Source organism: Georgenia sp. M64 (genome assembly GCF_038049925.1).
Lineage (GTDB): Bacteria > Actinomycetota > Actinomycetes > Actinomycetales > Actinomycetaceae > Georgenia.
In genome coordinates, this window is sequence record NZ_CP145809.1 from 3344006 (window position 1) to 3368663 (window position 24658).

Genomic DNA, 24658 nt, shown 5'->3' on the forward strand with positions numbered 1-24658 from the left:
GCTCCCGACGGGTCTCTGCTCCTGAGGCGGGTCTGGTCCTGACGCTGGTCCGCTCCCGAGGCGGCGTCCGTGCCCCCGCGCGACCGGGCCGGCGTCCTCCACAGGTACGCCGGCCGCCGACGGGCCCACAGCGCCCCAGGTACGACTCGGCGGTCCAGACCCGCCCGCCTAGCGTCGCTCGGGTGCGCAGAGAGACGGTCCCCTCCCGCTCGGCGGCGGCGGTGCTGCGTCGGACACTCTGGCGCGGGCGCCATCTGCTGGCTGCCCTCTGCCTCGGTCTGGCGGTGAGCGTCACCGTCTCGACGCTCGCTCCGCCACCGCCGGCCGGGGTGCCGGTCCTCAGCCTCGCCCGCGACATCCCGGCCGGCACCGTTCTGACCGATGCCGACGTCGCGCCCCGCACCCTGCCGGCTGCCGCCGCGCCCGCCGCCCTCACGGCTCCCGCCGACGCGGTCGGCCGCACCCTTGCCGTCGGGCTGCCCGCAGGCACCGCACTCGTGGAGGGCATGCTCGTCGGGCCTGGGCTGGCCGGCGCCGCTCCGGAGGGCATGGTCGTCATTCCTGTCCCGCTGGCTGACGCGGGCTCGGCCGCCCTGGCCGAACCGGGACGCCGGGTCACGCTCGTCGCCGCGGACTCCGATCTCTCGGGCACGGCCGGGGCCGCCCGGGTGGTGGCCCGCGACGTCGTCGTCCTGGCAGTCCAGCCGCCTCAGGCCGGCGGGAACCTGCTCGACCCCGGCACCTCAGGCGTGACGACGATCTTCGTCGCAGCCCGCGAGGCCGACGCCACCGCACTCGTCGGCGCCGGTGCGTGGGCGCCTCTTCGGGCGGTGATCAGGTGAGCACCACCCGCGGCGAGGGCGGCGCGTAGGCACCTCTGCGCGGTGCGTGGGCGCATCTGCGGGCGGTGATCAGGTGAGCACCACCCGCGGCGGCGGTGCGTGAGCGCCTCTGCGGCGGAGCGTGCGGGCCTCTGCGGCGCCGATCCGGCGAACACCGCCCACGCTGGCCTCCCGCGCGTCGGTCGGGCCGCGGTGCGACGGACCCGGCCCAGTCGGCCCCCTGAGCTGCTCGATCCCGGTGATCGGCCCGATCAGACCTGGCGACGCTCGCGGAGCGCGTCGCGGATCTCGCGAAGCAGGGCGATCTCCTCGGCGACGGCCTCGTCCTCCGCCGTGGGCTTCGTGAACCGCGTCTTCGCCGCCTCGTAGGGCTTGACGATGAAGAAGTAGACGACGAACGCCAGGATGACGAACGCGACAAGGGCGGTGAGGAACGGCCCCACGGTCGTGAAGCCGCCGGGTGCCCACTCGTCGAAGTTCGGGGCACCGCCGGCCTTGGCCAGCGCCTCGAGGACGATGGCGGTGAAGGCGGTGACCACGGCCGCGAACGCCGTCGCCATGATGAAGGCGACGGCGAGCTCGACGAGGTTGCCGCGCATGATGAAGTCCTTGAAGCCCTTCACGGGATCCTGCCTCCTTCACGGGAGCGTCCGGCCGATGGCTTCGGCGCGGGGACTCACGCTAGCGGTGCTGTCCTGCCGGTTGGCGACGCGAAGGCTTCGGCCGCGACCGTGGCGTCTGCGGTTGTCCTCTGCCCGGACGCGGCAACACCACCACGCCACAACCCACGGCCTGGGGCGCGTGTGGTCACGGCCCCAGGACGTGGGTTGTGTACGTCAGTTGGTGCGGAAGGTGGTGGTGCCGAGGAGGGTGCCGTCGCGGCGGTGGAAGGTCCATCGGTCGGTGTGTCGTTCGATGGTGATGTGGCGGTTGTGGACGTGGTCGTGGTGGTGCCAGCAGAGCAGGATGCCTTTGCGGAGGTCGGTGGGGCCGTGCTGGCTGTACCACCACAGGGAGTGGTGGATCTCGCCCTCGCCGGGTGGTGCTGAGCAGTCGGGGTACTGGCAGTGGCGGTCCCGGGCGATGATCGCCCTGGTCTGGGCGGTGGTGTAGAGGCGTTCCTCGCGGCCGACGTCCAGGGGTTGGGAGTCGGGCCCGAACACGACGCGGTGGATGCCGGAGGAGCAGGCCAGGCGGGCCAGGAGGGCGGGGGGCAGGGGGGTGCCGTCGGGGAAGGTGGCGGGCTCCGCGGCGGCCATCGCGGCCAGGTCGACGTCGGCGCTGATGAGCGCCTCGGGGGCGCCGCAGGTACAGGGGGCCGCGGCGGCGGTGTCGGTGCCGCCGGTGACGCCGGTGGCGGTGTCGGTGGTGTCGTTGGCGCCGGTCGTGACCGGGGTGAGGCCGAACGCGGCGCCCGGGCCGCTGGCGCCGGGGCTGGTGGGGCCGGGGCTGGTGGTGCGGGTGGCGGGGCAGGAGGGGTGGTGGGGGGTGGGGGTGGTCTGGGCGAGCAGGGCCAGGGTGGTGAAGGGGACGGTGACGCAAAGGTGGGGTCGGACCCGGGCGAAGGGTTTGAGGACGCCGGCGTCGAGGGTGAGGTGGGCCAGGGAGCCCAGGGCGCCGGCGCGGCGCTGGTTGGGGGTGCGGGTATCGGTCGCGGCGGGGGTGCCGACCCGGGCGTCGAGGGCGGTCAGGAGCGCGGTGCCGGTGGCTTTGGAGAGCCACCCGCCGGGGACGTAGCCGTCGGTGGTCTCGGCGAGGTAGAACTCCTCGCGGTCGGCGTCGGCGCGGTAGGCGCGGTCGGCGGCGTCGGGGTCGGCGCGCAGGGCCCAGTGGCGCAGGGCCAGGGTGAAGCCCTGGGCGTCCATGGTGGTGGCGTGGCGCAGGAGGAAGTCCTCGCCGACCTCGTGGTGGCGCAGCAGGGCCTGGCGGGCCGGGGTGTCGGTGGTGTGGCGGACCAGGGCGGCGGCGTGGTCGACGCTGATCGCGCCGGTCGCCAGGGCGGTCGCGGTGGCGGGGAGGTGGTCGCGCAGGGCGCGGGCCTGGCGGACCTTGCGGGCCGCGGCACTGTGGTGGCGGCCGGAGCGGTTGCGGTACCAGGTGGCCATGGACCGGGCCCCGTCCAGGGCCCACCGGCCGTCGGCCTCGATCGCGGTCAGGGCCTGGGCGGTCAGGGCCTCGACCTGGCGGCGCAGGGTCTCGGCCTGGTCGAGGACGTCGAGGGCGACCTGGGCGGGGTGGTCGAGCAGGTCGGTCGTCAGGACCGCCGTGAGGGCGTCCTGCGCCGTGGTGAGCAGGGCGGTGGTCTCGCTCCCGGGCAGCTCGGCGGTGACCGCCATGACCGTTCACCTCCCTCGTCCGTGTTGACCCTCACCGTATCGAACGGGCGTTCGGCAGGTCTAGAGGAACGGCGTCATTCCGCCAAATTTGTGGACACCCACGCACGAACCACACCTGTGGAGGAACAGTCGGATGGACCGTGGCCGCCTGAACTTTGACGGGTGGATAGTGGCGGCCTGAACCGGGGCGAGTCTGATTCCGGAGCGAGTAGAACGAGGATGCGAACTGACGTTGCCGGTGCCGGCTTGACCACAACCGCCTGCCCTCCGCACCTGAGGCGCTCGAGTCGGTGACGCCGAGAGATGCGCCGTATCATCGCCGGGCCAGCGCGGGCGCGTTCCCCGCGCGCCCGGACCGAACCGGGGAGGACGCTCGATGCTGCAGGGATTCAAGGAGTTCGTCGCGCGAGGGAACGCCGTGGACCTCGCCGTGGGCGTCGTCATCGGCGCGGCTTTCGGCGGGGTGGTCACCGCCATCGTCGAGAAGGTGCTCAACCCGCTCGTGGCGGGGATCGTCGGGCAGCCGAACTTCGACGACGTCCTCGCCTTCACCCTCGGCGACGCGACCGTCCAGCCCGGCGCCGTCGTCACCGCGCTCGTGAACTTCCTGCTCGTCGCCGGCGCGATCTACTTCCTCGTGGTCACCCCCATGAACAGGCTGGCCGCGAGGCGTCGGGACGAGGAGGCCGAGCCGGCCGCCCCGGCGGACGACGTGCGAGTGCTCACGGAGATCCGCGATCTGCTGGCCGCCCAGGCGAGCGCCCCGGCCGACGCCGAACGCCGCTGACACCCAGGTTCAGGGCTCAGGGCTCAGGGCTCAGGGCTCAGGGCTCAGGGCCAGCGGCTCATCGGCAGCGGCAGCGGCAGCGGCATCGGCAGCGGCAGCGGCAGCGGCAGCGGCAGCGGCAGCGGCAGCGGCCCTCGAGTGTGACGCCGAGCAGCTCCGGCCGAGGCACCGACCGGACCGGCCGGCGCGTTCCATCCCCGTCTCACCGGGCGACCGCGCCACCAGCCCACCCCTGCACCCGGCGTGGCTACTGCCGCCCCCAGTGCGGCGGCACGTCCTCGATGAGCCTGGCGTCGTTCGCGCCCGCGGCACCGGACGGAGCCGGGCGCGCGACGGCGCCCGGGTCCCCGGTGTGCAGGGCCTCGGCCTCCCCGGATACCTCACCCGATGCGAGGCGCCGTCGATCGGCCTCCGAGAGCGCGATGACCCGCCGGTGACGGCGGCGCCGAGGAGCCTCGCTCACGGCCGCCGCCGCACCACGTGCCCGAGCACGGCGTCGACCTGGGCGCCGCGCAGCGTGAGGGCCAGCGCGCCGCGCAGCTCCTCGACGAGCTCGGCGTCGTCGCGCTCGGCGCCGTCGGAGACGACCCAGGCCAGGAGGTCGTCGAGCTGGTCGTCGCTGTACGCGGCGAGCGGCAGTCCGGCCACGACCGGCGGCCGGGGCCCGCGCTCACGTACGGGCCCGCGTCGGGCCACGGCGCCCGGGTCGTCGGTGCCGGAGAGAGGGCCGGGCACCGCGCCCTCCGTCGGCGGAACGTCGGCGCCGGCCACCCGGCCTGTGGCACCGGCTCCCGGTGCCGCTGCCGGGTCACCGGCAGCCGCGTCGTCGACCGGGGCACCGTCAGGACGGGGCCCACCCCCACGCCGGCCACCGTCATGCGGCTCGGCGCCGTCACCGTGCGCCGAGGCACCGTTCGAGTGCGCACCGTCGTCGGTGCCCGCGCCGCTCCGGTGCGCATCCCCCGCCGCGTACGTGTGAGGCAGCGCGGAGCGGGCGGGGGTGGCGGCGGCCAGGGCGGCCTCCGCCGCCGCGCGGCGCTCCTCGACGACGGCGAGCACCTCGGCGAGGATCGCCTCGGCCTCCGCCTGCGGGTCCATGAACACCGCCGTCGAGAACGCGGTCCGGACCCGCCAGCCCCGGGCCGTGAGCCGCTGGACCCAGTGCCGGTCGCGCCGGCGCAGGCTCTCCTCGGCCACGTACTCGGCATCGTCGGTGAGGACGGCGACGACGAGCTCCCCGGGGAGCTCGGGGTGACCGATCGCGAGCGGGATGCGCACCCCGCCCGGCAGCCCGTAGCGCGGCACGACGGTCAGTCCGAGGCGCCACAGCCGCTCGGCGAGGTCGACGAGGAGCTGGTCGGGCTTCTCCCCCGGTGCGGCGGTGGGCGTCTCGCCCGGCAGCGCCCCGGTGGCGGCCTGGTCGAGGAGGTCGGCGAGCAGCTTCGGCCCGGCCTGGCTGACCCTGCTGCGGTCGATCTCACCCGGGCCGATGCAGCTGACGATGACGAGCTGGTGGCGCACGGCGTCGAGGGCGTCGACGAGGCACGCGAGGCCGTCCGGGCCGGAGACCGGGCCGAAGCGGTGCAGCACCCGCCCGTGCGGGGTCTTGCCGAACCCGACCGAGAGCACGACGACGTCGCGGCGCAGCCCGGCGGCGCCATCGACCTCGAGGACCGTGAACGGCTCGGGCCGGTCGGGGGCGAAGAAGCCGGCGACGGCGTGGCTGTCGGCGACGGCGGCGCGCACGGCCTCGCGCACCCGGTCGGCGTGGCGGGCGTTGAGGGCCACGACGGCGAGGGACTGCTCGGGGGTGGTGAGGGCGTGCTCGACGACGAGGTCCACGACCCGGTCGACCTCGCTCTGCACCGACTCCACCGCGTCGGAGCCGGGCGCCGGCATGCCGAAGCCCTCGACGAGGTCCAGGCGCATCCGCGACGCCGACGGCGGCGCGGGCACGGAGCGGATGACGTCGCCGTAGCCGTGGGCGGAGAGGAACGCGGCGATCCCCTCGTCCCGCTCGGCCCGGCCGGTCGGCAGGGTCACGGCAGGCAGGAGCGGGGCGAGCGCACCGACGAGACCGTCGCCGCCGCGCCGCGAGTCGCCCACGAGGACGACCTGGCGGGCCCGGGCCAGCAGGGCCACGGCCTGCTCGACCGGCAGGTTCTGCACGCCGTCGAGGACGAGGAGGTCCACGCTCGGCTCCTCGGGCGCGAGCTGGGCGACGAGCATGGGGGCGACGAGCCACACGGGCCGCACGACGCCGGTCAGGCGCGGGTGGGCGGCGAGGGTCTCCCGCAGGTTGGCGCCGCGGTCGGCGCCGAGCGCGTGGTAGAGCCGGGCGGCCTCGTCGCGGTGCTCACGGACGGTGGCGCGCACGTTGGCGGCGACGGCGCGGCGCACCGGGCCGGCGAGGGAGGCGACCTGGGCCTCGTCCAGCTCCCGGAACCGCTCCGCGAGGGCCGTGAGCGCGGGTCCGTCGTGCCCGGCGAGCGCGGGGTCCGTGCGCAGGATCTGCTCGAGGACCGAGCTCCACCAGGCCAGGTCCAGCTCGGGCCCCACGAGGGAGGTCGGCACGCGCCGCTCGGTGAGGTCGTCGACGAGCGCGCCCAGCCCGCGCGAGCGCAGCGACCCGAGCAGGGCGGTGCGCTCGGGCAGCAGGCGCAGGGCGGGGGCGTCGAGCCCGAGCTCGCGCATCCGGGTGGTCAGCGCCGGGAGCTCGAGCGTGAACAGGTCCTCCCGGCCCGCGCCGGCGCCGACGACGTCCTGCAGGGCGGCGAGGTCGGCGTGGGCCTGGGCGGCAGTCGTCTTGATCTCGGCCAGGCCGTCGGGAAGGCGGGGCCAGCCGCCGGCCGGGTCGTAGCGCCGCCAGATCTCGCGCTGCTCCTGCACGCGCACCAGCTCGGCGTTGAGGTCGGCGACCGGACGGCCCGGACGCAGGAGGTCCTTGGCCTGCTTGCGCAGGCGCCGGCGCACCGACCATTTCATCGACAGCCCGCGGTCCTTGCGCCAGCGGCGGGTCGCCGTCGCGACGACCATGTCCGCCGCGGAGCGCTCGAAGATCTGCGGGAGGAAGACGTCCAGGGCCTCGGCGACCCCGTCGAGCATCCCCAGCTGCTCCTCCCACTGGGTGAGCGTGGTGGCGCGCTCGATGCCGGTCTCGCGCACGACCCGGTCGACCTGGGCGGTCACCGCCGGGAGGGTGAGCTCGCCGAGCCGCTGGGTGCGCTCGAGCGCGGTGGAGGCGGCGGGCGCGTCGGACAGGCGCGCGCCGTACCAGGGGGTGTCCGAGGGGCGCAGCGTGAACGCGCCCAGCACCGACGCGCGGGCGAGCTCCTCGTGCGCGGCGGCCAGGCCGCCGTCGACGAGGGATCGCAGCGTGCGGGCGTCCAGGCGCACGCGGGTGCGCGGGCCCGGCCGGGCGGCGGTGAGCTCGGCGAGGGCCTGGAGGGCGTCGTAGCCCGAGGCGTCCCAGTCCTCGTGGCGGGCGTGCAGCCCCGCCACGTAGCTGCCCAGCCGGTTCCGCACATCCACCAGCTCGGCGCGCAGGGCGGCGTTGGCGTCGTCGTCGACCTCGACCTCGTGGGCGTCGAGACCGGCGCGGAGCGAGGCGGCCGCCGAGGTCCGCCAACGGCTGTCGGTGGACAGGTCGAGCACCAGCTCGCCGAGGCCGAGCTCGGAGATCCGCTGGAGCAGGGCGCGGCCGGTGCGCCGCGAGCCGGGTACGTACATGGCGGTCCGGCCCGACGCGGCGGCGTCGGCCAGGATCGCGGCGACGGTGCCGGGGACGTCGGCGCCGGGCGGGGCGTCGAGGAACACGTGCGCACCGGAGGCGACGGCGTCGACGGCGTGGGCCTGGTCGACGTCGAGGTCGCCCGCCCCGCGCTCGGTGGCGGGGTCGCGGTCCACGGGGACCCGGCGGGGCAGGTCGACCGTGAGCTCGGCGCGGGCGTCGGCGTCCCCGGCGAGGGCGGCGACCACCGTGGCGGCGGGCAGGTGCGGTGCCATGGCGTCGAGGTCGTCGACGAGGGCCTGGCCGGGATGGACGAAGGGGCCGACGACGATCCGCTCGGAGAGCTCGAAGCCGGGCAGGTTCTCCCGGCCGAGCTCACCGAGGCGGGCCAGCGCCAGGCGGGGCATGAAGCCCTGGTCGGTGTAGGCGGACCTGCCGACGGCGGTGACGTCGTCGTCGACGCCCGCCGCCCGCAGGGCCCGCACGAGCACGGGGTTGACCTCGATGGCGGACTCGAGGTCGATGTCGAAGTCCGACTCCCCGGGGTGGGCCTCGAGCCGCACGGCCCGCAGGAGCACCGGCGCGTGGACGGTGCGGACCCGGGTCCGGGCCGCGTCCTCGGCCGTTTCGGGGGTGCGCGTCGGCGGGGCCACCGGTGCGTCCGCCGAGGCGCCGCGGTGCGGCTGGTCCGCCCCGGCAGTCGTGGCGGCCTCGTCGTTCGGCGTGGCGACGGCGTCCGCTGGGGCCGCGTCCGGGGTCATCGCACCGTCCGGGGTGGTCGCTCCGTCCGGGGTGGTCGCACCGTCCGGGGTGGTCGCACCGTCCGGGGTGGTCGCACCGTTCGGGGTGGTCGCACCCTCCGTGGGAGCCGCAGCGTCCGTCGGCGTCTCGTCGTCCGCGACCACGGCACCGTCCGTGGTCACCGTGCCGTCGCCGAGCCCTGCCTGGTCCGGGGTGCCGGCCGAGGAGCGGGCGGTGGCCGCGTGGTCGGCGTGGGCCGTGCCGGGGTCCGCGGAGACCTCCAGGACCAGCGAGCCCGTGTCGGTGAGGTCCGGCGCCACCGGGTCGGGCAGGACCGTCCAGGTGGCCACGCCGATCGCGAGGTAGGTGGGGGCGACGCCGTACCGCTGGGCGAGCTCGTCGGCCCGGGCACGCACGGTCCGGGCGGCGCGGCGAGCGGCGAGCTGCGCCCCGCCCTCGCGCACGAGGTTGTTGAGCCGCGTGGTGCGTCCGGCGTACAGCTGGGCGATGCCGGACGGGTGGGCGGCCGTGAGGTCGATGACGGCGTCGCCGAGGAGGGTGATGTCGGCCAGGGTCGACGCCCCACCGAGACGGACGAGGCTCTCCCGCCAGGTCGCGGCGGCCCTCGCGACCAGCGCGGCGCGCTCGGGGTCGACGTCCCGTGGCCGCACGGGGCGGAACGGGCGGGCGACCGAGCGCCGGGGAGTCCGGCCCTCGCGGCTGAACGCCGAGCCCGGTGCCGGCCCGTCCGGGACGACGGCGGGCTCGTCGGGCGATGCGGTCGCGACCGCACCACCGCGGCGTCCGTCGTTGCGGTCCTGGGCGGCCCGAGCGGCGTGGCGCCGGGCCTGCCCGCCTCGGGAGAAGAGCGCAGGAGGGGTCATCCCACCACCGTAGGCAGGGCCGGGGCGGGGCGCGTGGTGCCGCGCCGAGGAGCGGGACCCGGCGCCCGCCGGCGGCACCCGGCGCACGCGCGGGGCTCTCCACCGGCACCGAGGCCGGGCTGCGCCAGCACCATCGACGAGGGTGGCGGGACCGCCGTGTCGGTGCTCTTGTCGGTGTTCCAGGTCCGGGGTCCCGGGCCGGCGCGCCCTGAACGGAGCGCGACGCGCAGGGGGGGTTCGGCATCGCGCCCCGTCCACCGCCATCCTCGCTCACCCGGCGGACCCGGTCAACGGACTCAGCCCAGCCAGCCCCGCACCTTCGTGCGTCCGAGCCGCCGCCGTGCGCGCGGCACCCGGGCCTCCGCCCGGTCGGCGAGGTCGCGCTCGACCAGCGCGACCCGGGCGTGCAGCCACGTCTCGGGCTCGGTCGCCGCGGGCCGCAGCCCCTCGAGCAGCGCCCGCGCGGTGACGGCGTCCTGGTGCTCACCCAGCACCTCCTGCAGCTCCTCCGCGGCCGCGGCGAGGCGGACCGCCGGCTTGCCGACGGCGGGCGCGACCGCCTCCGCGGCGTACCTCAGCCGCTTGGCTGCCTTGCGGGCCTCGTGCAGCAGCGGGTCGCGGACGGCGGGGTCGTCCTCCGCGAGCGCCGCCTCGAGCCGGCGCACCACCCGGCGGTGGTCCTTGCGGACCCGGCGCCTCAGGTCCTTGCCGGACGTGCCGGGGACCAACGGCCCCGCACGGAACCGGTCCAGCGCACGGGTCAGGTCGCCGGCGCGCGGGGAGTCCAGCGCCTCGACGAGCTCGGCGTGGGCGGCGCGGTGCCGCTCCTCGAGAACGCGCGCGAGGGCGGCGACGGCGTCGTCGTCGCCGAGACCGGATGCGTGCTCGGTCAGGCGGGCGGCCATCACCTCGGCGTCACGGACCGCCCCGAGCCGCCGGCCCAGCCACCTGGCGTCGTCTCGGAGCCGGTCCGCCGGCTCGAGGAGCGGCCCGAAGGTCGCCAGCGCGCTGCGCAGCCGCCGCGTCGCCACCCGCATGCGGTGCACCGCGTCGGGCTCGTCGGCCCGGACGGCGTCGACGAGCTCGGTGAGGGTGTCGACCTGCGCGCGCAGGTACCGCGCCACGGCCCTCCGGCCGCGCCGCCCTCCCACCTTCCCGCCGCCCAAGACGCCCCCTCAGCGCACCCGCGGCCAGAGGGTCTCCACCGCGGCGTCGTCGGCGTCGCGCAGCACCCGCAGGACGTTGCCGCCGACGAGCGCGGCGAGCTCCGCCCGGGACCAGCCGCGCTCGGCCAGGGCGTCCAGGAGCCGGGGGTAGCCCGAGACGTCCTCGAGCCCGTCGGGGAGCCGGTCGACGCCGTCGTAGTCGCCGCCGAGACCGATGTGGTCGACCCCGGCGACCTCGCGGGCGTGCTCGACGTGCCGCACGACGTCCGCGATGCCGACCGTGGGCCGGGGGTGGTCGGCCTCCCACCGGGCGAGCTCCTCCTCGGGCACCGCCGTGTGCAGGGCCGTGTCGTTCTCGACGACGGCCACGGCGGGGTCCTCCCCCGGCCGGGGTGCCCGGGGCCACGGGAAGGCGTGCTCACCGAGGGCCTCCTGGGCCTCGCGCCACCACCGGGCCGCCGCCACGGAGAGGAAGGACGGCACGAAGGTCAGCTGGACGACGCCGCCGTTGCCGGCCAGCCGGGCCAGGACGGCGTCGGAGACGTTGCGCGGGTGGTCGCCCTCGGCCCGGGCGGAGGAGTGGGAGAACATCACCGGCGCGGCCGCGACGTCGAGCGCGGCGTGCTGGGTGGTCTCCGCGGTGTGCGAGAGGTCCACGAGCACCCCGATGCGGTTCATCTCCGCGACCACCGCCCGGCCGGTGGCGTCCAGCCCGCCGGCGACCTCGGTGCCGGTGGCCGAGTCCGCCCAGGACGTGGAGTCGTTGTGCGTGAGGGTGAGGTAGCGCACCCCCAGCCGGGCCAGCGCCCGCAGCACGCCCGCGGAGCCGGCGATGGCGTGGCCGCCCTCGGCACCGAGGAGAGCGGCGATCCGGCCGGAGCTGAAGGCCGCGAGCACGTCCGGCTCGGTGCAGGCCAGGGCGAACGTGCCCGGGTAGCGGGCGACGAGCCGGTGCACGAGGTCGATCTGCTCCAGCGTGCCCACCACCGCCTCCGGCTCGGGCAGGGTGGACGGGACGAACACCGACCAGAACTGGGCGCCGACCCGCCCGGCCCGCAGGCGTGGGATGTCGGTGTGGAAGCCCGTCCTGGGCCGGTCGAGGTCCTCGACGGAGGACCCGGCCCGGCCGCGCAGGGCGTAGGGCCAGTCGTTGTGGCCGTCGACGAGCGGAATCTCGGCCAGGACCTGCTCGACGAGCTCGTGCACGGCGGTCCTCCTGACGGCGGCCGGGGCCCCGCGGGTCCGCCGGGGCGCGGTGGTGCCCATCATCGTCGCCGGGCGACGACGGCGCGCGGGAACCGAGGCCGAGCGACGACGCCGCTCGGGAACCGTCGCCGGGCGACGACGGGCACGAACCGAGCCCATGCGGTCCGGTCGCGGAAATCGATGGCGCCACGCCGCCGGTCACCGGTTCACTGACGTCATGGACGTCGCCACCCTCGAGGGCCTGCCCACCGGCCTCACCCACCGCCCGCTCGTCCCCGGCGACGCCGCCGCCCTCACGGCGATCATCGCCACCGAGGAGCTCGCCGACACCGGCGAGGTCTCCATCGAGGAGGCCGACATCGTCGCGGACTGGCAGCGGCCCGGTTTCGACCTCGCCACGTCCGCCGTCGGCGTCCTCGACGGCGGGCGCCTCGTCGCCTACGCCGAGCACTCCGGCGCCGACCGCGCCGACGCCTCGGTCCACCCGAGCCACCACGGCCGGGGCATCGGCACCGCGCTGGCGGACTGGGTGCGCCGGACCGCCCGGGCCCGCGGCGCCTCGGTCGTGGGGATGCCCGTGCCGGTCGGCTCCCCCGGCGACCGTCTCCTCGACGCGCTCGGCTGGCGCGTGCGCTGGACCAGCTGGGTGCTCAGCCTGCCGGAGGGCCGCGAGGTCCGGCCCCAGCCGCTCCCCGCCGGCTACGCGCTGCGGGAGGCGGCCGCCGCCGACCACCGGGCGGTGTGGACGGTCGTCGAGGACGCCTTCCTCGAGTGGTCGGTGCGGGAGCGGCAGACCTTCGAGGACTTCGCCGCGCAGGTCATGCTCCGGCCCGGGTTCGAGCCGTGGAACCTGCGGGTCGTCACCGACCCGGCGGGCGACGTCGTCGGGGCGTCCTTCGTCGTCGTCGCGCACGGCGAGGGCTACGTGGACCGGTTGGCGGTGCGCCGCGACCAGCGCGGCCGGGGCCTGGCGACGGCGTTGCTCGCCGACTCCTTCGCCCGCGCCCGGGAGCACGGGGCCACCCGGTCGGGCCTGAGCACCGACTCGCGTACGGGCGCCCTGGGGCTCTACGAGCGGGTCGGCATGGAGGCCACCCAGACCTGGGTCAACCGCGCCACGGAGGTCTGAGCCGCCGCGCTCGGCTCCACGCTCGCGCGCATCCGCCGCCGTCGCGCGCGTCCGCGCCCGCGACACGCCCGCCCTTCGCTAGCATCCGGCCAGGTCGGGACGTCGCGGCCACCGACGAACCCCAGGAGCCCGATGAGCCAGCTCGCCATCGAGACCACCGCCCTGCGCCGGACGTACCGCGGCCGGGGCGGGACCCGGGTGGGGGTCGAGGGCCTGGACCTGCGCGTCCCGGTCGGCGGCGTCCACGGGTTCCTCGGGCCGAACGGCTCGGGGAAGACCACCACGATCCGCATGCTCCTCGGCCTCGTCCGGGCCGAGTCCGGCACGATGCGCCTGTTCGGGCAGGAGGTGCCCGAGCACCTGCCCGACGTCGTGGGCCGGGTCGGGGCGATCGTGGAGTCCCCACGGTTCTTCCCCACCTTCACCGGCCGGCGGAACCTCGAGCTGCTCGCCGGCGCGGTCGGCGCCCCGCGCGCCCGGGTCGGTGAGGTCCTCGAGGCCACCGGCCTCGCCGGGCGCGACCGCGACCGGTACAAGGGCTACTCCCTCGGCATGAAGCAGCGGCTCGCGATCGCCGCGACCCTCCTGAAGTCACCGGACCTGCTCATCTTCGACGAGCCGACCAACGGGCTCGACCCCGCCGGCATCCGGGACATCCGCCGCACGATGCGCCGGCTCGGGGACGAGGGACGCACCGTGCTGGTCTCGAGCCACATCCTCGCCGAGGTCGAGCAGGTCGCGGACACGGTCTCGATCATCGGACGGGGGCGTCTGCTCGCCGAGGGGCGCGTGGCCGACGTCATCGGCGACCGTGGGGTCCGGGCGGTGCGCGTGGGGGTGCCCGACCCGGCCGCCGCCGCGCAGGTCCTGACGGCGGCCGGCCTGCAGGTGCGGCCCGAGGGTCCGGCCCTGCACGTCACCGGCGTCGACGACCCCGCCCGCATCACCGAGGTCCTCGCCCGGGCGGCCATCTTCGTCCACGAGCTCACCCCGCTGCGGGCCGATCTGGAGTCGGTCTTCCTCGACCTCACCGCGCCCGGCTGGGGCGCGCAGCCCGGCGGCGGTGAGCAGCGGTGACGCGCCTGCTCGTCGTCGAGCTCCGCCGGCTGTTCTCCCGGCGCCTGGTGGTCCTGGCCATGGCCGGCGCCCTGGTGGCGACGGCGCTCGTCCTGGCGGGGGTGTGGCAGTCCTCCCGCCCGATGTCCGGCGACGCGCGGGCCCGGGCCGTGGCCGAGCTCGAGAGGGCGCAGGCGGACTGGGCGGAGAACGGTGACGAGAACGTCGCGCAGTGCGTGGCCGCTGAGGAGCGCGAGCGCGAGCTCTCCGGCGGGGACGTCGATTTCGGGTGCGACCAGATGGAGCCGCAGGAGGAGTGGTTCCTCGTCACGGCGCCGCCGCTCGAGGACTCCCTGCCCGGGGTGCTCGCCGGGCACGCGTACCTGCTCGTCCTTCTCGCCCTGCTCGTCGGCGCGACCTTCACGGCGGCCGAGGTGAGCACCGGCTCGCTGAGCACGTGGCTGACGTTCGAGCCCCGGCGGCTGCGGGTCTACGCCAGCAAGCTCCTCGCGGGGACCCTCGGGGTGCTGCCCGCGACCGTGGTCCTGGTCGGGCTGCTGGTCGGGGGCGCGTGGCTCGTCGCCCAGGGGTTCGGCCTCGCGGGGACCATGACGTCGCGGGACTGGGGCGACGCGGGCGCGACGGCGCTGCGGGTCCTCGCCCTGACGGCGCTCGTCACCCTGGCCGGCGCCGCCCTCGGCATCCTCCTGCGCCACACCGCCGGGGTCCTCGGCGCGGTCGTGGGCTACGTGGTCGTCGTCGAGCTCGTCCTCGCCAACCTGCTCCCCCGCCTTCAGCCCTGGCTGATGCTGAAGAACGTCGAGGGCTGGGTCGCCGGCGGCACCGTCTACTTCCTCCAGACCTGCACCACCGACGCCACCGGCACCATCTGCGACGTCACCGAGCGCGCGCTGCCGCTGACGCACAGCGTCGTCTACCTCCTCGTCCTGACCGCCCTCGCCGTCGGCGCCGGGGCGCTGGCCATCCGGCGCCGCGACGCCGTCTGAGACCCCGCGCGCAGGTGCTTGTCGACCGCGTCGACGGCGAGCAGCACCGGCCCGGCGGCAGCCGCGACGGCCCAGCCGGCCGCCGGCGGGGCCGCGTGCCCGAGCAGGAGGGCGACCGGCGCGACGAGGAGGACGACGACGGAGAAGGCGAGCTCGACCGTCGCAGCGGGAAGGAGGAGCCGGTTGGTCGTCCAGCCGAGGTCGCCGGGCCACCGGGTGGAGCTGCGGCAGGCGAAGGCGTTGGCGGTCTGGGCGAGCACCACCGTCATGAACGCCGCTCCGGAGGCGGCCGCGAGGTCCCGGCCGGTCGGGAAGGACCCGCCGGGCCGCCACCTGGCGGCGGCGAGGGAGACGACGAAAGCGAGCATCGTCATCGCCGCCACGAGCGGCCCGAGCAGCCCGAACGACCGCCGCAGGACGGTCCGGCTCAGCAGACGTCCGCGCACCGGCGGGCCGTCGAGCAGGTGCCGGGCCGGCGGCTCGGCACCCAGCGCCGTCGCCGAGAGCGTGTCGGTGCCCAGGTCGAGGGCGATGATCTGCAGGACGCCCAGCGCCAGGGGGAACCGGCCGCCCGAGAGCGCCCAGACGAGGAACGGGGTGAGCTCGGCGACGTTGTCGGTGAGGTGGTAGGTGAGGAAGCGCCGGACGTTGACGAAGGTCGCCCGCCCCTGCTCGATGCCCGCGACGATCGAGGCGAACGCGTCGTCGAGGAGGACGAGGTCGGCGGCCTCACGGGCGACGTCGGTGCCGGAGCGGCCCATCGCCACCCCGATGTCCGCCTCGTGCAGGGCCGGGGCGTCGTTGACGCCGTCGCCGGTCATCGCCACGACGTGGCCGCGCGAGCGCAGCGCCCGGGCGATGCGGAGCTTGTCCTCCGGCGAGACGCGGGCGACGACGACGCCGTCGTGGTCGAGCAGCGCCGCCAGGACCCGCTCCTCCGCCGGCAGGTCCGCGCCGGTGAGCAGCGGCGCCCCGGGGCGGCTCAGCCCGACCTCGGCGGCGATCGCCGCCGCGGTCGCCGGGTGGTCCCCGGTGACCATCGCGACGGCGACCCCGGCGCGCCGGCACGCGGCGAGGGAGGCGGCGACGTCGTCGCGCGGCGGGTCCTCCAGCGCCAGCAGACCGAGCAGGCGCAGCCCAGCCCCCGCCTCCTCGGGCGTGGTCGGGAGGTCGCCGGCCAGCGGGGCGCCGGCGACGGCGATCACCCGCAGCCCCCGCGCCGTGAGCGTCTCGACCTGGGCGTGGGCGGCGTCGAGCACCGTGCCCTCCGCCGTCGTCGGGCCGGCGGGTCCGCACAGCGGCAGCACGCCGTCCGGAGCGCCCTTGACGACGACGCCACCGGCCACGACCACCGACATCCGGCGGACCCGCGGGTCGAAGGGGAAGCGCCGGTCGACGGGGTGGCCGCGCCGGTCCGCCTCCGTGTCGACGCCGAGGCGGCGGGCGAACGCGTCGAGTGCCGCCTCCATCGGGTCACCGTGCGCCTCCCAGACGCCGCGCACCTCAAGCGCGTAGCCGGTGGAGCAGCGCACCGCCGCGAGGGCGAGGGCCACGCAGGCCCGCTCGGCGTCATCCCCCGGAGTACCGGCGGCGTCGTGCCCCGACGTACGGGCGCCGTCGTCCCAGGTGTCAACGGCGCCGCCGGCGTGCCCGCCCGGCCGGCGGCCCGGGACCCGGGTCAGCCGGGCGGTCGGCCCGTAGCCGGTGCCGTCGACGACCACCCCGCCCGCCGGCGTCCACGCCTCGACCACCGTCATCTCGTTGCGGGTGAGCGTGCCGGTCTTGTCGGTGCACACGAAGGTGGTCGAGCCGAGCGTCTCGACGGCCTCGAGGTTGCGCACGAGGATCTGCCGCTTCGCCATCTGCTCGGCGCCCCACGCCAGCGAGAGCGTCACGGTCGGTAGCAGCGCCTCGGGGACGAGGGCGACGGTGACGCCGACGGCGAAGACGAACCCGTCCTGCACCGGGTTGCCCACGAGCAGGGAGATCCCCAGGAACGCCGCGCCGACGCCCACCGCGATCCCGGCGACCACCCGCACGAGGGCCCGCAGCTCGCGGGTGAGCGGGGTGTCGGGCGAGGCGGACGTCGTCAGCCGGGCGATGCCGGCGAGGCGGGTGCCCGCGCCGGTGGCCCGCACTCGCGCCTGCGCCTCCCCCTCGACGAGGAACGTCCCGGCGAAGACCGCCTCCCCGTCCGCCACGGCCGCGGCACCGCTCTCGCCGGTGAGCATGGCGGTCTCGACGAGGAGTCGGTTCCCGCGCTCGACGACGGCGTCGGCGGGCACCCGGTCCCCGCTCTCGAGGAGCAGGAGGTCGCCGACGACGACCTCCGCGGCCTCGACGATGCGGCGCCGCCCGTCCCGCCGGACGGTGACCTGGGTGGGGAGCATGGCGCTCAGGCGGTCGGCTGCGCGGTCGGCCCTCGCCTGCTGGGCGAGGGCGAACACCGCGTTGAGGACGACGACGGCGGCGATGGCGGCAGCGAGCTCGGGCAGCCGGCCGAGCAGCGCCAGCCCCGCGGCCGCCCAGAGCATGAGGGCGAAGAAGTGGGTGAGCTCGCCGGCGAGCCGGCGCGCCGCCGAGGGACGACGCGCTGCGGGTAGGAGGTTCGGACCGTCCCGGGCGAGCCGGACCGCCGCCTCCGCCTGGGTCAGACCGGCCATGGCCCCTCCGCCTCACGGACGGTGCACCGCAGGTCCGATGGGGCCGCCGACGTCCGCGGAGGCCGGCGTGCGCCGCCGTCCCGACCAGCATGCGCCGTCGTCGGCCCGCCAGGTCAGGTCCGTTGGTCCCCACGGGTCTGCCGCTCCGAGCGCCACCTCGCGGGAGACGGCCTGCTCAGGTGGCGAGCGGCCAGTGCGGGTGCTCCACCGCGCGGCCCTGGAACGACAGGATCGCCCGGTTCTGCACGACGCCGTCGCGGATCTCGACGGCGCGCGCGATCGTCCGGTTCCGCTCCCAGGCGTCGGGCCCCTCCATGACGGGACGCAGGAAGGGCAGCAGCGCGACGGAGTTCTCCCACGTGGCGGAGTTCCACAGGTAGGACGGGCTGTGGTCGACCGCGTAGTACAGGACGTTCTCACCCACGGTGAGGGTCGGGTCCTCGAACGTCGTCGGGCGCGCCCAGCTGAACCCCATGCCCGCGTCGCAGGAGACGTCGACGACGACCGTCCCGGGCCGCAACGACGGCAGGTCCTCGTCGGTGAGGAACATCTGCGGGGCGTCGGTGTCCTGGAGGACGCAGTTGACGATGACGTCGTGCCCCGCGAGGAACTCGGCCAGCGGGACCGGCCCGTCGTCGGTGGCGACCTCGCCGGTGTGCGGCGGTTCGTCGCTGTCGAAGTGGATGATCCGGGCGGCGTGGATGGGGGCGGCGACGGCCGCGATCTGGCGGTGGGTGAGGACGTCGACGTCGTGCACCCCGAGCGCCTGGAGCGCCGTGACGGCGCCGCGGGCGGTCGCCCCGAAACCGATGACGACCGCGCTCAGCCGCCGGCCGTAGTCACCGGTGGTCCCGGCGAGCTGCATCGCGTGGAGGATGGAGCAGTAGCCCGCGAGCTCGTTGTTCTTGTGGAAGACGTGGAGGCTGAACGAGCCGTCCGCGTTCCAGTGGTTCATCGCCTCGAACGCGATGAGCGTCAGGGAGCGGTCGATCGCCACCTGCGTGAGCTCGTGGTCCTGGACGCAGTGCGGCCACCCCCACAGCACCTGCCCCCTGCGCAGCGCCGCGATCTCCTCGATGAGCGGCTTGGGCTGGAGCACGACGTCGCACTCCTCGACGAGCTCGGCCCGGGTGCGGAAGCCCCCGACCACCCGCTCCAGGGCGGCGTCCGGGACGCCGAAGCGCTCGCCGTACCCGCGCTCGAGGAGGACGTGGCCCCTCAGGTCGTCGGGGATCCGCGCGAGGTGCCTGGGGTGGATGGCGAGGCGGCGCTCGTTCTCCTTGCACGACGACCCCATGACGCCGAGGCTGAGCAGCGTCATCGGACCTCCTCGTGACCGGACGTCCGTCCGAGCGGCGGCGCGGTCCGGCCTCGTCGGCAGCGTACGCCGAGAGGCCGCCGGGCGGACCGCGTTGGCCCGGTCCGGCACCGGCCGACGGGCCGCATCGCGCCGGACCGTAGAATCTCCTGACGGCCCACCGCGGGCAGCCCAGCACCCAGGAGGACGAGTGAGCCAGACGGCCGAGCGCGTCGACGTCGCCACCGAGGCGGCCCGCCGGCGCACGTTCGCCGTCATCAGCCACCCCGACGCGGGCAAGTCGACCCTGACCGAGGCGCTGGCGCTGCACACACACGCCATCGCCGAGGCCGGGCACGTCAACGGCAAGGCCGGTCGGCGCCGCACGGTCTCGGACTGGATGGACATGGAGCAGGCCCGCGGCATCTCCATCACCTCCGCCTCGCTCCAGCTCGACTACCGCGACACCGTCCTCAACCTCCTCGACACCCCCGGCCACGCCGACTTCTCCGAGGACACCTACCGCGTCCTGGCCGCCGTCGATGCCGCCGTCATGCTCGTCGACGCCGCGAAGGGCCTCGAGCCCCAGACGATGAAGCTCTTCGCGGTCTGCAAGCACCGCGGCATCCCCATCATCACCGTCATCAACAAGTGGGACCGGCCCGGCCGGGACGCCCTGGCCCTCATGGACGAGATCGCCGAGCGCACCGGGCTCACCCCCACGCCGCTGACCTGGCCGGTGGGCATCGCCGGGGACTTCCGCGGGGTCCTGGACCGCCGCACCGGGGAGTACGTGCGCTTCACCGCCACCGCCGGCGGTGCGCACATCGCCCCCGAGGAGCGCCTCGACCCCGCCACGGCCGCCGCCCGGGAGGGCCACGCCTGGGACGTCGCCGCGGAGGAGTCCGACCTCCTGCACGTCTCGGGGGCCGACCACGACGACGCCACCTTCCTCGCCGGGATCTCCACCCCGCTGCTCTTCGCCTCCGCGGTGCGCAACTTCGGCGTCCACGCCCTCCTCGACGTCCTCGTCGACCTCGCGCCGGCCCCGGACGCGCGGCCCGACGTCGACGGCGACCCGCGCGAGATCACCGAGCCGTTCAGCGCGTTCGTGTTCAAGATGCAGGCCGGGATGGACACCGCCCACCGCGACCGCCTGGCCTTCGTGCGGGTCTGCTCGGGCGTCTTCGAGCGCGGGAGCGTCGTGACGATCGCCCGCACCGGCCGTCCGTTCGCCACCAAGTACGCCCAGCAGGCGTTCGGCCGCGAGCGCACGGTGGTGGACCTGGCCTACCCCGGCGACGTGGTCGGCCTGGTCAACGCCACCGACCTGCGCGTCGGCGACACCCTCCACGACGGGCGCCGCGTCGAGTTCCCGCCCCTGCCCACCTTCGCCCCGGAGCACTTCGCCGTGGCCCGGGCCGTGGACCCGAGCCGGTACAAGCAGTTCCGGCGGGGCATCGCCCAGCTCGACGCGGAGGGTGTGGTCCAGATCCTGCGCTCGGACCTGCGCGGCGAGCAGGCGCCGGTCTTCGCCGCAGTCGGGCCCATGCAGTTCGAGGTGGCCCAGCACCGGATGGCCACCGAGTTCAACGCACCGATCCGCCTCGAGCAGCTCGGGTACTCCACCGCCCTGCGCACCGAGCGCGCGTGGGTGCCGGCGATCGACGCCCAGCTCGGCGCCGAGGTCCTCGAGCGCACCGACGGCCAGCTCCTCGCGCTCTTCGCCGACCGCTGGCGGCTCCAGACCTTCCAGCGCAACAACCCCGAGGTCGTCCTCACCCCCCTCGTGGCCGCGTGACGACCAACCCGACCTCCGACGAGGTCGCTCCCCTCCCCGGCCCGCACGGGCCGCACCCGACGAAAGACTGACGATGAGCCCCGCTGCCCAGAACAACGCACCCGCCCAGAAGAAGGCACCCGCCCGCAGGAACGCACCCGCGCGGAAGAACGCGTCCGGCCCCGCCGGCGCCCGTCGCGCGCCGGCCGGCCCGCGGGCGTCCGAGGACCGGCGCACCCCACCGGCCCCGCTCGCCCCCGGCGGGCTCCGCATCATGCCGCTCGGCGGCCTGGGCGAGATCGGCCGGAACATGACCGTGTTCGAGCACGACGGCAAGCTGCTCGTCGTCGACTGCGGCGTCCTCTTCCCCGAGGACCACCAGCCCGGGGTCGACGTCATCCTCCCCGACTTCACCCCGATCCGGGACCGCCTCGACGACATCGTCGCGATCGTCCTGACCCACGGCCACGAGGACCACATCGGCGGCGTCCCGTACCTGCTCAAGGAGCGCTCGGACATCCCGCTGATCGGCTCGGAGCTGACGCTGGCGTTCATCACGGCCAAGCTCAAGGAGCACCGCATCACCCCGTCCACGGTGCACGTCGAGGCCGGCGACCGGCGCACCACCGGGCCGTTCGACCTGGAGTTCGTCGCCGTCAACCACTCCATCCCCGACGGCCTGGCCGTCGCGATCCGCACCGGCGCGGGCCTGGTCCTGCACACCGGCGACTTCAAGATGGACCAGTTCCCCCTCGACGGCCGGATCACCGACCTGCGCGCCTTCGCCCGCCTCGGCGAGGAGGGCGTGGACCTGTTCCTCACGGACTCGACGAACGCCGAGGTCCCCGGCTTCACCATCTCCGAGCGGGACCTCATCCCGGCCATCGACCAGGTCTTCGCCACCGCCCCGCGGCGCGTGATCGTCTCGAGCTTCGCCAGCCACGTCCACCGCATCCAGCAGGTGCTCGACGCCGCCCACGCCCACGGGCGCAAGGTCGCGTTCGTCGGACGGTCGATGGTGCGGAACATGGGGATCGCGCGCGACCTCGGCTACCTCACGATCCCGCGCGGCCTCCTCGTCGACGCCAAGAAGCTCGAGCAGATGCCCGACGAGAAGGTCACGCTCGTGTGCACCGGCTCCCAGGGCGAGCCCCTGGCCGCCCTGTCCCGGATGGCCAACGGCGAGCACCAGATCGAGGTCGGCGAGGGTGACACGGTGCTGCTGGCCTCCTCCCTCATCCCGGGCAACGAGAACGCCATCTACGGCGTCATCAACAAGCTCACCGACCGGGGCGTCCGGGTGGTGCACAAGGGCAACGCCAAGGTGCACGTCTCCGGCCACGCGAGCGCCGGCGAGCTCGTGTACTGCTACAACATCGTGAGGCCCCGCAACGTCATGCCCGTACACGGCGAGGCCAAGCACCTGCGCGCCAACGCCGACCTCGCCGTGCGCACCGGGGTCCCCCCCGAGCGCACGGTCATCGCCCGCGACGGCGACGTCATCGACCTCGTCGACGGCCGTGCGCGGCTCGCCGGGCACGTGCCCGCCGAGCTCGTCTACGTCGACGGCGAGACGATCGGCCGTGCCACCGAGGGCGTCCTGGCCGAGCGCCGCCAGCTCAAGGACGGCGGCGTCGTCACCGTCCTGGCGATCCTCGACCCCGACACCAACGCCCTGGCCGAGCCCCCCGAGTACCTCACCCGCGGCTTCGTCAGCGACGGCCCGCTGCTCAAGGGAGCCACCGCGGAGATCACCAGGGCCCTGGCCCGGGAGGCGCGGCCCGACGACGACATCACCCGGCTCGAGTCGGTCGTCGCCCGCGCCGTCGCCCGCCACCTCGGCCGGGCCCTGCGGCGCGAGCCGGTCGTCATCGCGGTCGTCGTCGACGCCTGACCGGAGCCGCCTGACCGACGTCGCCCGCCGTGCGGACCCCGAAGTCCCGACCCGGCGCCCGCGCGGCCGGTAGCGTCGGGGTCGCCCACCACCGACCGATCGAGGAAACGTGACGAGCACGGCCCCGCCCACCACCACCGACGGCGTCATCACCGTCGAGCACCTCACCAAGACCTTCGGGCCGGTGCGTGCCGTCGACGACCTCAGCTTCACGGTCGCGCCCGGCCGGGTCACCGGGTTCCTCGGACCCAACGGGGCGGGCAAGACGACGACCCTGCGGGTCCTCCTCGGGCTCGTGCGCCCGACGGCGGGGCACGCCACCATCGGCGGGCGCACCTACGGCGAGCTCGAGCGACCCATGCGCACCGTCGGGGCGGCGCTCGAGGCCGCGAGCTTCCACCCCGGCCGGACCGCCCTGGACCACCTGCGCGTCTACGCGCCGCAGGCCGGTGTCGGTGACGCCCGGTGCCGCGAGCTCCTCGACCTCGTCGGGCTCGGTCCCGCGGCCCGCCGCCGCGCGGGCGGTTTCTCCCTCGGCATGCGCCAGCGCCTCGCCCTGGCCACGACGCTGCTCGGCGACCCCCGCGTGCTGCTCCTCGACGAGCCGGCCAACGGTCTCGACCCCGAGGGGATCGCGTGGCTGCGCGCCTTCCTGCGCCACCTCGCCGCGGAGGGCCGCACGGTGCTCGTCTCCAGCCACGTCCTGTCCGAGGTGGAGCAGACCGTCGACGACGTCGTCATCATCAGCCGGGGCCGCCTCGCGCACCAGTCCTCCCTGCCCGAGCTGGCCCGGCTCGCCGAACCCAGCGTGCGGGTGGTCTCCCCCGACGCCGACGGCCTCAGCGCCCTCGTCGAGCGGGCCGGCTGGACCGACCGCGCCGAGCGCGACCCGCGCCGACGCGGCGCCGTGGTCCTGCACCGGGTCGACGCCGCCGAGATCGGCGCCCGCGCCTTCGCCGCGGGCCTGGAGCTGCACGAGCTGAGCCCCCGCGACGTCGGCCTCGAGGACGTCTTCCTCCGGCTCGTCGGCGAGCGCGCGGACGAGACCGGACCCGCCGAGGGAGGCGCGCGATGAGGGCCGCCCTGGTCACCGAGTACCGCAAGCTCGTCACCACCCGCCTGTGGTGGGTGCTGCTGGCGTCCATGGCCGCCTACATGGCCTTCCTCGCCGGGGTGATGGCCTTCGCCCTCGTCCAGGACCCCGAGTCGATCGGCGGGGCTCCCGGCGCCGGCCCCGGGGCACCGATGGCGCCCGAGCAGGTCGCCGGCACGATCTACACGCTGGCGACCTCGCTGGGCTACGTCTTCCCCGTCGTCGTCGGCGCCCTGTCGATGACCGGCGAGTTCCGCCACCAGACGATCACCCCGTCCCTCCTCGCCGAGCCGCGGCGCACCGTCCTGCTCGGGGCGAAGATGCTCTCCTGCGTCGTCGTCGGCCTGCTCTTCGGCCTCGTCGGCACCGGCGCCACGGTCGGCGCGGGTGCGGCCACCCTCGCCCTCCTCGGCGAGCCGACCTACCTCTCCGACCCCGCCGTGCTGCGCAGCGCGGGCCTGTCCGTCCTCGCCCTGGCGGTGTGGACGGTCGTCGGCGTCGGCTTCGGCACGTGGCTGACCAACCAGGTCGTCGTCATCGTCGTGCTGCTGGCGTTCACGCAGTTCGTCGAGCCCGTGCTGCGCCTCGTCCTGGGCCAGTTCGCCTGGGCGGACGGCATCTCGAAGTACCTCCCCGGCGCTGCGGGCGAGGCCATCACCGGCAGCTCGTTCTACGCCGACTCCGGCATGGCGGCAGGGCTGCTGCCGTCGTGGGCGGGTCTGCTCGTGCTGCTCGGCTACGCCGTGCTCTTCGCCGTCCTCGGCCGCCTCACGAGCCTGCGCCGCGACATCACCTGACGGCGGCGCGGTCCCCGCCGCGCGCCGTCCGGCACGTCCTCGCGCCACCTCCGAGAGGCCGCACGGCACGCTCGCGTGCGTCCCCACAGGCCTGCGCCTCATATGGGACGAAGGGCACAGGTCGCGCATGAGGGGCGACCTACGCTGGCATTGCCGCCACTGGACGTGAGGTTGCGATGACCGTTCGGACATCCCTCCCGCCGGGGCACGGCGTCGCCGACGACGCCGCCCCGGTGCACGCGGCCGCCCG

At 75.6% G+C, this 24658-nt stretch carries 16 protein-coding genes; 9 read left to right on the top strand and 7 right to left on the bottom strand.

The window, feature by feature from the left end; translation table 11 throughout:
- The first annotated feature begins 284 nt into the window (after window positions 1–284).
- A complete protein-coding gene (locus AAEM63_RS14880; protein WP_341359022.1) occupies window positions 285–842 on the top strand; it encodes an SAF domain-containing protein in 558 nt (185 codons plus the stop codon).
- A gap of 251 nt (window positions 843–1093) precedes the next feature.
- Here AAEM63_RS14880 and AAEM63_RS14885 read toward each other — a convergent pair whose 3' ends face one another.
- Window positions 1094–1465, bottom strand: coding sequence for an MscL family protein (locus AAEM63_RS14885; protein ID WP_341359023.1), 372 nt, complete (start codon window positions 1463–1465; stop codon window positions 1094–1096).
- Window positions 1466–1678: 213 nt separating this feature from the next.
- Window positions 1679–3178 carry a DUF222 domain-containing protein gene (locus AAEM63_RS14890; RefSeq protein ID WP_341359024.1) on the bottom strand — a complete coding sequence of 500 codons (1500 nt, stop codon included), beginning with the start codon at window positions 3176–3178 and terminating at the stop codon, window positions 1679–1681.
- Window positions 3179–3554: 376 nt separating this feature from the next.
- Here AAEM63_RS14890 and mscL point away from each other — a divergent pair, with 376 nt between their 5' ends.
- Complete coding sequence (gene mscL, locus AAEM63_RS14895) at window positions 3555–3965, top strand: large conductance mechanosensitive channel protein MscL (protein ID WP_341359025.1); 411 nt, start codon at window positions 3555–3557, stop codon at window positions 3963–3965.
- A gap of 459 nt (window positions 3966–4424) precedes the next feature.
- On the opposite strand, the gene AAEM63_RS14900 is transcribed toward mscL, so the two are convergent.
- The 3 genes from AAEM63_RS14900 to AAEM63_RS14910 form a co-directional block, all read right to left on the bottom strand.
- Window positions 4425–9320, bottom strand: coding sequence for a hypothetical protein (locus AAEM63_RS14900; RefSeq protein WP_341359026.1), 4896 nt, complete (start codon window positions 9318–9320; stop codon window positions 4425–4427).
- Between the two features lie 296 nt (window positions 9321–9616).
- Window positions 9617–10444, bottom strand: a complete 828-nt coding sequence (locus AAEM63_RS14905) for a CHAD domain-containing protein (protein WP_341359027.1) — start codon at window positions 10442–10444, stop codon at window positions 9617–9619.
- A 51-nt stretch (window positions 10445–10495) separates the two neighbouring features.
- Window positions 10496–11692, bottom strand: a complete 1197-nt coding sequence (locus tag AAEM63_RS14910; RefSeq protein ID WP_341359028.1) for a dipeptidase — start codon at window positions 11690–11692, stop codon at window positions 10496–10498.
- A 217-nt stretch (window positions 11693–11909) separates the two neighbouring features.
- Here AAEM63_RS14910 and AAEM63_RS14915 point away from each other — a divergent pair, with 217 nt between their 5' ends.
- The 3 genes from AAEM63_RS14915 to AAEM63_RS14925 all read left to right on the top strand — a co-directional run bounded on the left by AAEM63_RS14915 (window position 11910) and on the right by AAEM63_RS14925 (window position 14884).
- The gene (locus AAEM63_RS14915) at window positions 11910–12821 is read left to right on the top strand and encodes a GNAT family N-acetyltransferase (protein WP_341359029.1); all 912 of its coding nucleotides are present in this window, start codon (window positions 11910–11912) and stop codon (window positions 12819–12821) included.
- A 132-nt stretch (window positions 12822–12953) separates the two neighbouring features.
- Window positions 12954–13898 (top strand): ATP-binding cassette domain-containing protein, encoded by a 945-nt coding sequence (locus tag AAEM63_RS14920; RefSeq protein WP_341359030.1) that lies wholly within the window; start codon window positions 12954–12956, stop codon window positions 13896–13898.
- Window positions 13895–14884, top strand: coding sequence for a hypothetical protein (locus tag AAEM63_RS14925; protein ID WP_341359031.1), 990 nt, complete (start codon window positions 13895–13897; stop codon window positions 14882–14884). Before AAEM63_RS14920 ends, AAEM63_RS14925 begins: the two co-directional genes overlap by 4 nt.
- On the opposite strand, the gene AAEM63_RS14930 is transcribed toward AAEM63_RS14925, so the two are convergent.
- Both AAEM63_RS14930 and AAEM63_RS14935 read right to left on the bottom strand, forming a co-directional pair.
- Complete coding sequence (locus AAEM63_RS14930) at window positions 14812–17547, bottom strand: HAD-IC family P-type ATPase (protein WP_341359032.1); 2736 nt, start codon at window positions 17545–17547, stop codon at window positions 14812–14814. The genes AAEM63_RS14925 and AAEM63_RS14930 overlap by 73 nt on opposite strands.
- A 175-nt stretch (window positions 17548–17722) precedes the next feature.
- Window positions 17723–18868, bottom strand: coding sequence for a N(5)-(carboxyethyl)ornithine synthase (locus AAEM63_RS14935; RefSeq protein ID WP_341359033.1), 1146 nt, complete (start codon window positions 18866–18868; stop codon window positions 17723–17725).
- A gap of 187 nt (window positions 18869–19055) precedes the next feature.
- On the opposite strand from AAEM63_RS14935, the gene AAEM63_RS14940 reads away from it, so the two are divergent.
- The 4 genes from AAEM63_RS14940 to AAEM63_RS14955 all read left to right on the top strand — a co-directional run bounded on the left by AAEM63_RS14940 (window position 19056) and on the right by AAEM63_RS14955 (window position 24408).
- Window positions 19056–20645, top strand: a complete 1590-nt coding sequence (locus AAEM63_RS14940) for a peptide chain release factor 3 (RefSeq protein WP_341359034.1) — start codon at window positions 19056–19058, stop codon at window positions 20643–20645.
- A gap of 253 nt (window positions 20646–20898) precedes the next feature.
- The gene (locus tag AAEM63_RS14945) at window positions 20899–22518 is read left to right on the top strand and encodes a ribonuclease J (RefSeq protein WP_341361388.1); all 1620 of its coding nucleotides are present in this window, start codon (window positions 20899–20901) and stop codon (window positions 22516–22518) included.
- A 109-nt stretch (window positions 22519–22627) separates the two neighbouring features.
- Window positions 22628–23593, top strand: coding sequence for an ATP-binding cassette domain-containing protein (locus tag AAEM63_RS14950; RefSeq protein WP_341359035.1), 966 nt, complete (start codon window positions 22628–22630; stop codon window positions 23591–23593).
- A complete protein-coding gene (locus AAEM63_RS14955; RefSeq protein WP_341359036.1) occupies window positions 23590–24408 on the top strand; it encodes an ABC transporter permease in 819 nt (272 codons plus the stop codon). The genes AAEM63_RS14950 and AAEM63_RS14955 overlap by 4 nt, the downstream gene beginning before the upstream one ends.
- Window positions 24409–24658: the final 250 nt, after the last annotated feature.